Here is a 12,460-nt window from a genome sequence, read left to right on the forward strand (position 1 = left end):
TAGCGCTATTCAAGCTTTAAATGCTGACTTTGCCTGCAAGCAGGTCATCTTGCGCAGGAGGCGTAGCAGAGGATGAAACCGAATCTGTTGCAACTGTTCCCGACTGGAGCTGATACATTTGGAAGTAACGACCACCTTGGGCCATAAGTTCGTCATGGCTACCCCGTTCAACAATTTCACCTCGATGCAGCACCAAAATTTGGTCCGCACTGCGAATGGTGGACAAACGGTGAGCAATGATAAAGGTCGTACGTCCCTTCTTGAGTACCTCAAGAGCGGATTGGATGAGCGCTTCCGTTTCGGTGTCAATATTGGCAGTAGCTTCATCCAGAATTAAAATTGCGGGATCAAAGGCTAGTGCACGAGCGAAGGAAATAAGCTGGCGTTGCCCGGCTGATAAGGTGCTGCCTTTTTCAATAACAGGCTCATCGAATCCTTGCGGCAAATGGGCCAGCAATTTGTCGGCTCCAACGTCATGCAGTGCTTTATTCACCTGTTCTCTCGTGATTCGGCTGTCTTCGAGACTGACATTAGAGGCTACCGTACCTGTAAACAAATATGGATCTTGAAGAACAATACCCATATGATGGCGAAGCCATTGCTTAGGGATGTCTTTGACAGACGTTCCGTCAATGGTGATCGTTCCTTTTTGCGGATCATAGAACCGGAATAGCAGGTTGATAATCGAACTTTTGCCTGATCCGGTATGTCCGACAAGGGCAACTGTTTGCCCGGGCTGTGCTGTAAAGGAAATATGTTTAAGTACATCATCCTTTTTGTAGGCAAAGGAAACGTCGTTAAACTCTACCTGGCCTTTGTAGCGCGGCATCGTACCGTCCGTCACTGGCTCTCCAGTTTCGTCCATCAACTCAAATACGCGTCCTGAGGATACGATGGAAGTATCCAGTACGGCGAGTTGGTTGACCATACCCGTCATAGGTTGGAACAGTCGACCCAGTACATCGACGAAGGCATACAATACGCCTAGTGAAACAGCATTACCTGTAGTTCCGAGGGCCTCAGATCCGAAATACCACAACACGACGGCAAAGGCGAGATTTCTCAACACGTTGACTAAATTGTGCGAAGTGAAGGCGTTCAAATTCAGCATTTTATTCTGATGCTTCATATAGTCGTCATTCAGTTCTTCAAACTCTTGCTGCGTTTGTTTCTGGTGCCGGAACACGCGAATAATGGACATCCCTTGAATCGATTCATTGATAATCGCATTAATTTCACTGAGTCTGGACCGAATGATCGTATTATAGCGGGTGGCGACCTTGCGGTACAATACAATCCACAAGATCAGTAATGGTACAATAAACAGAGAGATAAGACCCAGTCTGAAGTCCAGCAAAAAGAGTGCAACATATACTCCTGCCATCGTCACAATCCCTGAAGTGAAATTGGAGAGCACAGCCACAAACAAATCTTTCACTGCCTCAGTGTCATTCGTAACACGGGATACGACTTTGCCTGCGGGCAAGTTATCAAAAAAGTAAACCGGCAGCCGCTGGATGTGCGCGTAGAGATCAAGCCGAAGCTTTTGAATGACCTTGTTCGCCGAGGATTGCAGCCAGTATGTTTTGCCGAATTCAGCAAAAATGGAAATAACTAGGAAGAAGCAATACCAGCCAATCAGCTGAAAGATACCGGGCATTTCCGGTTTGTAAAAGCTATACAGTTCATCAGCTGTCAGAGCCTTAGCTTCATAGCGAAAGGTGTCGGGGCCGCGTGTCACAGTCAGCGTTCCGTTCGTAAAGGAGCGGTTACCGTCAGCCACTTGAACCGAGCCATCGACAAATACGAAAGATTTCCCAACTTGTAAAATCCTCGCTTCGCGACCTTTGGTCTCCCCGGACTCAAAGCGATCTTCACGCTTAAAGTGGGTTCCAGCATAGCTTACAGTTCCGTCCACACTAGTTGTTTCATAAAATGGTTTTTCAATAGCGAGCATATGGTCGTCGATCATCGTTTTGGCGATGAAGGGACCAGCCAGCTCGGCGGCTACTCCGATAGCCAGAGCGATGAGAGCGGCAATAAAGCCTGCTTTGCTCGTCAGCGCGTACTGGAATAGCCTTTTGCCGATATTAGGTTTCATTAGGATACCTCCCCTGAGGTCAGATCAGATTCCACTTGTTGCCGTTCATACTGTTGTCGGTACCATCCGTCAGCCTGAAGCAGCTCGCTGTGGGTTCCTTCCTCAATAATGCGTCCTTGCTCCAGCACGACGATCCGGTCTGCATGTTCTACAGCGGAGAGGCGGTGGGTGGAGATCAAGGTTGTTTTACCCGAGCGCTTACGTCGGATATTGTCAATAATTCTTGCTTCCGTCCGGGCATCTACTGCAGATAGTGCATCGTCGAGCAATAGAATATCCGGATCACCGATAAAGGCGCGCGCCAGCGAAACACGCTGCTTCTGGCCGCCGGACAGGGCGATACCTTTTTCTCCGACCAGTGTATCCAGCCCATCAGACAGGGTACCTAAATCCTGGTCGAAGGCAGCAGTACGGATAGCTTCCATAATGTCGTCATCATCTGCACGAGGTTTCCCGAACTGAATGTTCTCGCGCACCGATTTGGAAAACAAAATTTGCTCTTGCGGCACGTAGCCGATCCAACTGTGTAGTTGTTCTACTTCAATGTCCTCCAAACGTATGCCGGAGATTAAAATATCACCGCTACCCGTCGGATATTCATGCAGTAGCTGTTTGAGCAGAGTGGATTTCCCGCTGCCTGTTCTACCGACGACGCCTAGCGTTTCTCCGCGTTTGAGCTCCAGACTCACATGTGACAGATTGTCAATAGTAGAGGTAGGGTAACGGAAGGTAACGTCTTTCATCCTGATGGATTCGAGGCGGTCCACTGGAACTGGTTGAGCTGCATCCTGAACGTCTGGTTGGACATCGAGAGTTTCATTGACCCGGTCCAGGGAAGCGCTACCGCGCTGCATAATGTTAATTAGCTCTCCAATGGCAAACATCGGCCAAATCATCATTCCTAGGTACATATTAAAGGAGACCAATTCGCCTAGCGTGATATCGTTATGAAATACCAGATAAATACCATAACCGAGACCTATGACATAGCTAAGTCCTACACATAAACGAATCGTTGGTTCAAAGAGAGCATCCATCCGAGCGACAGCCAGATTTTTACGAAATACATCGTCGGTAATATCAGCAAAACGCTTTTCGTCCATTCGCTCTTGTACATAGGCGCGAATGACTCGGATACCTGCCACGGATTCCAACACCTGATCGTTCATATCACCAAATGCATCTTGTGCCAGTGTGTAACGCTCGTGAACGGCTTTACCGTAAATGCTCATAGCCAGTGCAATAAAAGGTAGGGGCAGGATAGCTGCCAGTGTCAACTTCCAACTGATTAGGGTACCCATGGCAACTAATACAACGCTCAGATAGACCGTAGAGTCTGTCAGTGTCAGCATGCCGAAGCCCGCCGTACTTGCTACGGAGCGAAGGTCGTTCGTAGCACGAGCCATCAGATCACCAGTGCGATTACGTTCAAAAAATGGAGGGGTCATCCGCAGTAGATGATTCATAAAGCGTGTGCGCAGTAAGCGCTCCACCAGATTGGCACCACCAAACAGCTTGTGCATCCATATGTACGTAATGTAGTAGATGACGGCTAGAATGCCTATGATGTACAAAATATAACGCCAAAGTGAGGACCAGGAAATCGAACCGCGCACAATCTCATCAATGGCACTACCTAGCAGCCGAGGTGGAGCAAGCTCCAGCACACCAACGGCTATCAGCAAAAACAATCCAATGGAGTATCGGCTTCGTTCTCTTTTAAAAAACCAGCTTAAATTTTTAAGTACCGAAAACAAGAGGAATCCCATCCTTTCATGACAAGTTCTTTCGAGAGTTGTGTACCATTTTGAAGAAACAACAGCGGCTTGCTACCACAAATATGATCCGGCAACAGGCGCAAAAAAGGCATACCGTCCGCAGACGATATGCCTTAAATCTCAATATCATATGGCGCGCAGGTATTTTCAGCACACTCACCACTGAAAAACTGCTCAAACGCAGGCAGCCACTCGTATTAAACCATACAACGTGAATGGCCCAATTCTGAAGGATGCGACAGGGGAGATGCTCCGGTATGAAGTTGTTGTGTTTGTAGATGTGGGTAAAATGCAATAGGAAATTTTAGCACCGGTAACACTCCTTTCTTCCTCAAAATGGGTTCATTCTAACATGAGTAATCGTTCGAATTGGTAATAAATTTCAAAATGGATCTCGTATGGTTGAATCTTAACACCCTTTTTTGCGAATTGTCAAACCTTTTTCAAAAAAATGTATATGACTTGTCCAAGAAGCTCGCTGGGTTGGGACGGTTGGTGGTCATTCTAAAAGATGCTATGATATAGTTGGCAGACGTCATTGTACAAGGAGATGAGCATAACGTATGAGCATACAGGTAACTGAACCTGCGGCACAGTGGTACATTAAGGAGCTTAGTTTGAATCGTGGAGATTCGATCCGTTTTTTTGTTCGCTATAGCTCTGGCGGCGGGTTGCATCCAGGCTTTTCTCTGGGAATTGCCGTAGAGCCTCCGCAGCACCCCGTATTACAGCATGAAGCGGCTGGCATTACGTTTTATATGGAGGACCAGGATTACTGGTATCTGAAGGGCCATCATCTGGAAGTTAAGTATTTGGAGGAACATGATGACATTATTTACACCTATGTTGAGGATGGACAAGCTTAGCGCTCCACTGTCAATCATAGCGTGCAAATAGTTGTTCTTGGACATGAAAAGCGACGGAGTATCGTGTTACAGGAGATGAACCTGTACATGATGCTCCGCCGCTTTTTTGTGGTTAAGGCGGGTATGGCGTATGTTAAGGGTTGTTAAGTATCGGGCCATCGAGTGCAAAATCAAAATCATCAATGTCGTACACATGTACAGGTACGGAAGCTTCGATAATGCGGTGGATCCAGTCCAATTGATCCGTCAGAATAGGTAATGATTCACGCTGAGCTGTCAACACCAGTTCAGTCTCAATCGGATCAAAATATTCTCCGTAATGCGCAGTATCAACAGCATTAATGATAATGAGTGATGTATTGGCATCGAATAGAATAGGCAAGCTCTTGGCCCAAGGCATCTGAAGGGCACGCCGAATTTTCTTCTGATTCAACGGTTCCTCAAAATAACTGATCAACTCGCTTACCTTCCGCTTCACATGTTGATCGTCCATAGGATTATCCATGAGCGGCTCTGTGCTATCCTGGAATTCGTATAGCTCTAGCAGTGATGTGTAAGGCACTATATATTCCACAGGGGCGGGAGATGTAAGTAGTTGGCCGTATATAGCCACCATTACAGCTTCCGTTACAAATTGTCGAGACATCGGTCAAGCCTCCTGCATTTACCAAATTATGCGATATGAGTATACCACAAAGCGGGACTGAATTCAGCCCGACATGCAGATTGCTATCATTTATTCCTATATTTGTTGTGCGAATTTAGCTGCGGCCGATTAACAAGGAAAGCAATCCGGCAGCAATCAGAGGTCCAACAGGAACTCCTTTAAAGAAGGCAACGCCAATGACGGTCCCGATCAGTAGACCTGTCACAATAATGGGCTGTCCAGACATCAAAGTTACTCCGCGGCCGCCAAGATAGGCTACCAGAATTCCGATACCAATCGCGAGCAGTGATTTCCAGTGCAGGAAAGACTCCATCACCTGATTGATACTGATTTTACCGCTGGCTAGCGGGGTCATGACCCCAATCGTCAAAATAATAATTCCGATCGTCAGGCCATACCTTTCAAGCCAGGGGAAAGCAGAATGAAAGCTGGTTACCCGCAGCAGCAGTAATACAACCATGGCAATAGTCACGGTAGAGTTGCCACTAACAATCCCAAGACCAGCCAATACCAGTAAGATAAGTGAGCTGTAATCCATACAGATGTTCTCCTTCGTTTATTTAGCTTTGGATATGTTCGGCGATTTGTCGCCCGTGCCAGCGGCCTGTTTCAATAAACACCTCATTGGCATTGCTGCCTGAAGCGATGACCCCAGCGACATATATACCTGGGATGTTCGTTTCCATCGTGGCAGGATTAAATTCTGGTTTGTCCAGATCCTCAGCCATGTGGACGCCGACAGACTCCAGCAGTTTTCGCTCCGGGTGAAATCCAGTCAGTGCCAGTACAAAATCATTTTCGAGCCGGAATGCTTCAGTGTCCAGCGGAGTGACTACGACATGGTCTGGATGAATTTCGGTAATGCGTGCGCCTAAGTGCAGCGTGATCTTCCCTTTTTGTACCATACTGTCAAACAGTGGACGAACCCACGGCTTGATGTATTGGGACAACTCGCTTCGACGATATACCATATCAATCGTAGCTCCGACCCGCACCAATTCCATTGCAGCATCTACCGCAGAGTTACTGCCACCGATGACTGCGACCCGGGTTCCTGTATAGGGATGGGCTTCGCTGAAATAGTGCGTGACTTTATCCAATTGTTCCCCAGGAATGCCCAAATAGTTCGGATGATCAAAATATCCTGTAGCCACAACGACATAGCGTGACGAATACGCTTTGGTTATTTCCCCTTTGCTCAGTGTATGTACGGTAAATGTACCGTCATCCTGGCGATGAATGGACTGGGCCTCCTCATAATGCTGAATGTTCAAGTTATAATGAGTGGCTACCTTACGATAGTACGCCAGTGCTTCATGACGAAAAGGTTTGTCATTAGGGGTGCTGAATGGAACATCACCGATTTCCAGTAGTTCGGCGGTGCTAAAAAACTGCATGTTCGTCGGATACAGAAAAATGGAGTGAACGATGTTGCTTTTTTCAATAATGACAGTTTGCAAACCTCTGCGGCTGCATTCGATTGCAGCGGATAGTCCGCAGGGTCCGCCACCGATAATGATTACGTCGTACATTTGGATGAACCTCCAGTTGTATTGGTTTATTACGCCAGTTTTGTAGGGTTAACATTATTTTGACGATTAAAAACGGATCTCAGGATTGAAACAAATAGCTCAGTATGTGAGAAGTTTTCAAATAATAATCCTACCGCAATGCGAACACAATATCCAGCCGTTTTCAGAAGGAGATGATGGACGGTGAAGATTGACAGCTACTTTTATCAAACATATAATTAGATATATATCTAATTTGTGTGATTGAATTCGCTTGCATATCAAGTATGTACTAGTGAAAAGAGGTGCAATAACGATGCAACTGGATAAAATGGTCAATTATCATAAAGCACTTGCTGATCCAACGCGTATGCGAATATTACTTCTTTTGTCCCGTGGGGAGATGCATGGTCAAGCTTTGGCGAAAAAGCTGAATTTGTCCCAGCCGACTGTTACACATCATGCTTCCAAACTCCGTGAGGCAGGGGTGATTAAGGAACGACGTGATAAAAACATGGTGTATTTTACACTGAATCCAGAGCTGATCCGGCAGCATGCCGAGGCGACGGTGCGATTTATTTTCGAAAAAGGAGAGGGGGAGGAAGAGATGTCAGAGTTGAATGAAACGTTGGAGGCGTCGGTCTTACGCAATTTTTTTTCCAAGGACGGCAAGTTGCGCCAAATCCCTGCGCAGTATAAGAAAAAATTAATCGTACTTCAGATGCTGGCAGAAAAGCTGGAGCCAGGCCGCATATATCCTGAACGTGAATTAAACGAGTGGATCAAGCAATACCATGAGGATTTTGCAACGATTCGTCGTGAGCTGATTATGCATCAGTTTATGTACAGGGAACGGGAAATGTACGAATTGAACCCGCGTGAGATGTGGACGCGCTGGGATCAGGTACACTAAACGAAACTTGACAAAGATTTCAAAAAAGTTTCGTGGGCAGCCTTGACAGACAATTGATGGACCTGTATGATAAAGGAAATTTTAGGAGGAGGCGATGTTATATGCGTACGAACATGAATGGATGGGTTCAGCAGCAGAATGACTTGTCTCCCGCACGGACGATGCACGGTTAAAGACTGTATAGATCTATAGTCTTGGCTTAGCAGTTGGTTGGACAGTAGAACCAACGAAATCCGCAGGGAGTGATTCCCTGCGGATTTTTTATGGTTAGGCGTCTTGTTATCCAGTTGCTGGTTCTGGGGGAGTGGTCTGTGAGGACTGCTTGCTTAAGTGAACGAACGGATCACATCGGCCTGAATCGTATACTCTCCGCAGGGAAACCCCCTGCGGATTTTTTGCGTTGTTTGCATGCGGGGAGAAAAATGTATACCGATCCAATAACACTACGATCAAAAAATTAACAATGATTTCAGGAGGAAAACAATGAGTATACATGAATACGGTTGGTCTGATTACTGGAACGGTTTTTGGGACCAATGGAAACAAAGTTTTGAAGAACGCGCAGGAAATACACAGGTACGTCCTGCCCGCTTGATTGCCGATTATGGACAAAAGGTGAAGCTTATCACAATGGATGGAGAACGCTGGGGAGCGGCTTCAGGTAAGCTACGACATGCTATTGTCGATCCGGCGGAAATGCCTGCCGTAGGGGACTGGCTAGCAATCACTACGCCAGATGAAGTGTCGGATGCAGTCATCCATGCCGTCTTGCCACGGAAAAGTCGAATATCTAGACAGGCCGCGGGCTTTGAGACGAAGGAGCAGCTGATCGCTACCAATGTGGATACGTTGTTCCTTGTTAATGCGCTGAATCATGATTTTAATATGCGCAGACTGGAACGGTATTTAATTATGGCTTGGAACAGCGGGGTAAACCCAGTTGTCGTTTTGAGTAAGAGTGATCTTTGTGAAGATGTCGAACAACGGGTTGCTGAAGCGGAGGGAGTTGCCCCTGGTGTACCTGTTATCGTTATTTCTGCTTTGCAGAACGAAGGCAGAGAGCAACTGGAGGCGTTTCTTCAACCTGGCTGTACAGTTGCTTTGACAGGCTCTTCCGGTAGTGGAAAATCCACGATAGTAAACTGGCTCTCCGGGTCTGAGGTTCAACTGACACAGGATGTGAGGGAGGAAGACAGCCGGGGCAGGCACACAACCACTCACCGACAGCTTTTTCCCATCGCAAAGCAAGCCGTTTTGCTGGATACACCTGGTATGCGCGAGTTAAATCTGTGGGATGATTCCATGGGTGTCGCTCATACCTTTACGGATATTATGGAAACGGCGCAGCAATGCCGTTTTGCAGATTGCAAGCATAAGGGCGAAGCTGGATGTGCAGTGGAGGAAGCTATAGAGAGAGGGGAATTGTCGGAATCCAGAGTGAACAATTATCGCAAAATGCAGCGGGAACTGGAATATCAGGCGCGTAAGGAGGCAGACCGGCGCAGGAAAGATAGCCGTTCAAGCACAACCCCGGGTCGTAGGGATCAGCGAAGCGGCTGGCGACGTGATGTGGAGTGGTAAGCCGAACTGCAGTGAAGCATCAAATGTAAAAATATAAGAAAATCTATGTTGTAGTCGGCATATGGTATAAAGGGGTGAATATATGCCGAACTACAGCATTGTGGTGGATTTATCGGATCGTCGTTTATATTTGAAAGATGGAGATCAGATTGTTCTTAGTTATCCAGTCGGTATTGGCAAGCTGGCTACACAGACACCGCATGGGCAATTTACGATTATTAACAAACAGCCCAATCCCGGCGGCCCTTTCGGAGCGTTCTGGATGGGGCTGTCCAAGCCGCATTATGGCATTCACGGCACCAATGAGCCATGGTCCATTGGCAAGCTGGTGTCACATGGCTGCATTCGAATGCAGAATAAGGATGTGCTTGAGCTTCAGGAGAAGGTAAGTATAGGCACGCCAGTCACGATACAGCCGTAGCGGTTAGACGACACTAGATTCTGTACCTGCTCAGACGTGGAAACCGTGTCATAGGCTGTATCTGTGAAGTGTATTTCATGGCGAACAGCCGTAACTTTAAGTTAGATGCTGCGTTTTGTTACGATTTGGGTTGGATAGGGATACGGGCTTCAATCTGTTTGGAGCCCTCTTTGTCGTCTGCGGATTTGACTAACGGTCCCGAAAGACGTTCTCCTTGTGTACCGTACGCCTGTTTGGCGTTGGTCCACATATCTTCGTTTGGTTCGAAACTTATGACTATGGTGTAGCGGTTGGCGAGGCTCGGCTTTTTAACCCTCATGCTGAAGGAGCCGTCAGGCATAACTTGGGTTTGATCATCGTAGCCAAACTGCCATCGTCCCGGAAAATCAATCGTGAGTTTGACGTCCGACCCTTCCAGCAAATTGCTGCGCGCATATACATGATAATAGTTACCTTCTTGCTTCACATCAGGCTTAATCCACACTTGAGGGCCACCGTAGTCCTTAGGCTTGTTCCAGACGGGCTTAACTAAAGGAGTATTGCGTTCTTGTTCAGGATCAAATTCAGCCCCAATCCGAACTTCATGCAAAAGCTGTTTGTTTTCTTCGTATTGATATACATAAGGACCTTCCAATTTGTTTCCACCGCTACCATACAGATTTCGTATCTCATTGTCTTGGTCATCCGGACGGAACAGAACAGTCAGATCCATACTGCCCTGTATTCCAGGGCGTTGTACCTGAAGTACAAAACTTCCGTCCTTTTGAATGGTGGTCTCATCCGTGTACCCAGTTAACAGGGAGTTTTTGACCGCAAGATTCCCTTTGATCCGTGCTCCGGCCGGGAGGTTGGAATGTCCTGTAACTTTCACGGTATTTTTATCAATGCTAACGCCACCTGATATTTCGACATAGCTGCTGCTTTGCTGATGAACAGGTGTATGATTGGCAGCTCGTTCATCAAGGGATGATGCGCCTTGGTTGGGATTACCCGTTACGGTGTAGGCACGTGCTTCAGCTTCATGTTGGGCCATACTCCGGGTTGAAGCTTTTTCCCTGCTGCATGCAGCCAGCATCGTTAGGATTAAGAATGCACATAAAAGGTTCCAGCCTATTTTTGTAATCATGTGTTTACTCATGGTTTTTGCTCGCTCCTTGTCCATAGCTTCCAGGCTTAACGTGATAAAATTTTCGAAACTTTATGTATTTACCCTAATTAAAGGCTATGTAATCCCGCCTGCTTTATCCTATAAGGAACGTACCTGTTTAAACAACGTACAGAATGGTTAAAAATGGATAGCCTGATCATCCCCTTGAAAAGCAGGGGCAGCTTGCTGTAAAGGAGCCTGAGTCATATGTCCATTGACCGTTTTATCTTAAAAAAGCTGGACAACTGCCGGGAAGAGCATACACGCGCTAATTTACTAGAACTGTTTAGAATACGGATTGAGAAGGCGCAGAATAAGGAACGAGGCGGTAAAAAAGGTTATCGCAGAATACTTTAAATAGAGTCTGATCAAATGCATAAGCTGCGGTAAGTCACATGTATCATGTTTCAAAGTTGCTGATATGGAGAGGGTGCTGAAATGCCCCTCTCTTTTTTGTGTCTAATGTGGACAAAAAAAAGTCCCTCTTAATAGAGGGACAATGCCAATGAATCATTTTCACTAACGCTATGCAGGATGGCTTCACAACCGACAATCTCTATACTGATCAAAGAGTTAAGACATTTTTGAAGGGCACGCTTGCCGCTGGAGATTTTATTCTCCAAAGTGTTACTTAGAAGTTTTAAAGTTTTTTGTACCGGTTGCTTATTTTCTTGATTGAAGTATACGGGAATACGTTTGTTTTGAAATGTAATTAATGTTCTCACAAAAATCACCTCGCCTGAGTTATTTCATGGCTTTATTGTAGTGCCCGTTTCTTAAAATTACCTTAAAAACACCTTATAAAAACATAAAGGTCTGAAAAATTTACAAAGTGTTCACAACAATCTAGGGAACAATCGAATTTAGTTCTAACTAATCGACAAAATGACGTATATAGCCGTATTAGAAACGACTAAATACATATTATTGATACCAATGACTCTACTAATGTAAGAAAATATGACTAAAGTCGCTGTTTTATTTTTAGAGTGGGTATTTTGTAACAAATTGACAGTCTAATAGTCGGATGCTACAGTTACGATAGCCATATTTCCGTAGAAATAGGCTTTTTGCGTGAACTTTGCTATATATTAAGGATCGGGAGGGATGACAGATGATCCTGACCGTGCTTTCAGGACGACAGGAAACAGAGTGGTTTGACATCGAGGTAGCTGATGAATACTCGGTGGAACATTTAAAGCTGATGCTGGGTGTGCGCATTTTCGGCGAACCTCCGGCAGAAGGCATGCAATATATTATGGAAGCAAAGTTCCCGGAAGGGCTTTGGTTCAGGGTGGGGGATAACCAGCTACTCACAGGATCAGGCTTGCGGGAAGGCTGTACTGTACGTATTCAGCGCGCTTTTTCGACAACTCAGGACGAAGCGCCTGTGTATGGAAGGCGTTCTCTGTTTCAAAGTGAAAAAAATGGGTAAATACACACATGAAATTATATGAAACCTTGGTAAAATGAAA

The 12,460-nt window shown here is 46.1% G+C and carries 14 protein-coding genes; 7 read left to right on the forward strand and 7 right to left on the reverse strand.

Annotation, left to right across the window (positions count from 1 at the left end):
* Nucleotides 1-16: 16 nt before the first annotated feature.
* Entirely contained in the window at nucleotides 17-2,101 is a 2,085-nt protein-coding gene (locus tag KAI37_RS10040) for an ABC transporter ATP-binding protein (protein WP_076292676.1), read from the reverse strand.
* On the reverse strand, nucleotides 2,101-3,858 hold the full coding sequence (locus KAI37_RS10045) for an ABC transporter ATP-binding protein (protein WP_025719077.1): 1,758 nt from the start codon (nucleotides 3,856-3,858) through the stop codon (nucleotides 2,101-2,103). The genes KAI37_RS10040 and KAI37_RS10045 overlap by 1 nt, the downstream gene beginning before the upstream one ends.
* A gap of 50 nt (nucleotides 3,859-3,908) precedes the next feature.
* Here KAI37_RS10045 and KAI37_RS10050 point away from each other — a divergent pair, with 50 nt between their 5' ends.
* Nucleotides 3,909-4,094 (forward strand): hypothetical protein, encoded by a 186-nt coding sequence (locus tag KAI37_RS10050; protein ID WP_226887697.1) that lies wholly within the window; start codon nucleotides 3,909-3,911, stop codon nucleotides 4,092-4,094.
* A gap of 348 nt (nucleotides 4,095-4,442) precedes the next feature.
* Nucleotides 4,443-4,745 carry a HesB/YadR/YfhF family protein gene (locus tag KAI37_RS10055; protein ID WP_013309976.1) on the forward strand — a complete coding sequence of 101 codons (303 nt, stop codon included), beginning with the start codon at nucleotides 4,443-4,445 and terminating at the stop codon, nucleotides 4,743-4,745.
* 133 nt (nucleotides 4,746-4,878) lie between these two features.
* On the opposite strand, the gene KAI37_RS10060 is transcribed toward KAI37_RS10055, so the two are convergent.
* The 3 genes from KAI37_RS10060 to KAI37_RS10070 all read right to left on the reverse strand — a co-directional run bounded on the left by KAI37_RS10060 (nucleotide 4,879) and on the right by KAI37_RS10070 (nucleotide 6,944).
* Complete coding sequence (locus KAI37_RS10060; RefSeq protein WP_023988256.1) at nucleotides 4,879-5,391, reverse strand: hypothetical protein; 513 nt, start codon at nucleotides 5,389-5,391, stop codon at nucleotides 4,879-4,881.
* A gap of 115 nt (nucleotides 5,392-5,506) precedes the next feature.
* Nucleotides 5,507-5,950, reverse strand: coding sequence for a DUF441 domain-containing protein (locus tag KAI37_RS10065; RefSeq protein ID WP_013309978.1), 444 nt, complete (start codon nucleotides 5,948-5,950; stop codon nucleotides 5,507-5,509).
* Between the two features lie 22 nt (nucleotides 5,951-5,972).
* Nucleotides 5,973-6,944: a YpdA family putative bacillithiol disulfide reductase gene (locus tag KAI37_RS10070; protein ID WP_076292678.1), complete on the reverse strand. Its 972-nt coding sequence runs from the start codon at nucleotides 6,942-6,944 to the stop codon at nucleotides 5,973-5,975.
* Nucleotides 6,945-7,239: 295 nt separating this feature from the next.
* On the opposite strand from KAI37_RS10070, the gene KAI37_RS10075 reads away from it, so the two are divergent.
* The 3 genes from KAI37_RS10075 to KAI37_RS10085 all read left to right on the forward strand — a co-directional run bounded on the left by KAI37_RS10075 (nucleotide 7,240) and on the right by KAI37_RS10085 (nucleotide 9,838).
* Nucleotides 7,240-7,836: a DUF2087 domain-containing protein gene (locus KAI37_RS10075; RefSeq protein WP_104495336.1), complete on the forward strand. Its 597-nt coding sequence runs from the start codon at nucleotides 7,240-7,242 to the stop codon at nucleotides 7,834-7,836.
* A gap of 483 nt (nucleotides 7,837-8,319) precedes the next feature.
* Nucleotides 8,320-9,417, forward strand: a complete 1,098-nt coding sequence (gene rsgA, locus KAI37_RS10080) for a ribosome small subunit-dependent GTPase A (protein ID WP_025719067.1) — start codon at nucleotides 8,320-8,322, stop codon at nucleotides 9,415-9,417.
* A gap of 82 nt (nucleotides 9,418-9,499) precedes the next feature.
* Nucleotides 9,500-9,838 carry a L,D-transpeptidase gene (locus KAI37_RS10085; RefSeq protein WP_013309983.1) on the forward strand — a complete coding sequence of 113 codons (339 nt, stop codon included), beginning with the start codon at nucleotides 9,500-9,502 and terminating at the stop codon, nucleotides 9,836-9,838.
* A gap of 118 nt (nucleotides 9,839-9,956) precedes the next feature.
* On the opposite strand, the gene KAI37_RS10090 is transcribed toward KAI37_RS10085, so the two are convergent.
* Nucleotides 9,957-10,976, reverse strand: a complete 1,020-nt coding sequence (locus KAI37_RS10090) for a flagellar motor protein MotB (RefSeq protein WP_258383060.1) — start codon at nucleotides 10,974-10,976, stop codon at nucleotides 9,957-9,959.
* A 216-nt stretch (nucleotides 10,977-11,192) separates the two neighbouring features.
* On the opposite strand from KAI37_RS10090, the gene KAI37_RS10095 reads away from it, so the two are divergent.
* Nucleotides 11,193-11,342 carry a hypothetical protein gene (locus KAI37_RS10095; protein ID WP_023988262.1) on the forward strand — a complete coding sequence of 50 codons (150 nt, stop codon included), beginning with the start codon at nucleotides 11,193-11,195 and terminating at the stop codon, nucleotides 11,340-11,342.
* Between the two features lie 128 nt (nucleotides 11,343-11,470).
* Here KAI37_RS10095 and KAI37_RS10100 read toward each other — a convergent pair whose 3' ends face one another.
* A complete protein-coding gene (locus KAI37_RS10100) occupies nucleotides 11,471-11,710 on the reverse strand; it encodes a hypothetical protein (protein WP_013370782.1) in 240 nt (79 codons plus the stop codon).
* 389 nt (nucleotides 11,711-12,099) lie between these two features.
* Between KAI37_RS10100 and KAI37_RS10105 the strand changes: the two genes are divergently transcribed.
* The gene (locus tag KAI37_RS10105; RefSeq protein ID WP_023988263.1) at nucleotides 12,100-12,420 is read left to right on the forward strand and encodes a hypothetical protein; all 321 of its coding nucleotides are present in this window, start codon (nucleotides 12,100-12,102) and stop codon (nucleotides 12,418-12,420) included.
* Nucleotides 12,421-12,460: the final 40 nt, after the last annotated feature.

The organism is Paenibacillus sp. S25, from assembly GCF_019454085.1.
Taxonomy (GTDB): domain Bacteria; phylum Bacillota; class Bacilli; order Paenibacillales; family Paenibacillaceae; genus Paenibacillus; species Paenibacillus polymyxa_B.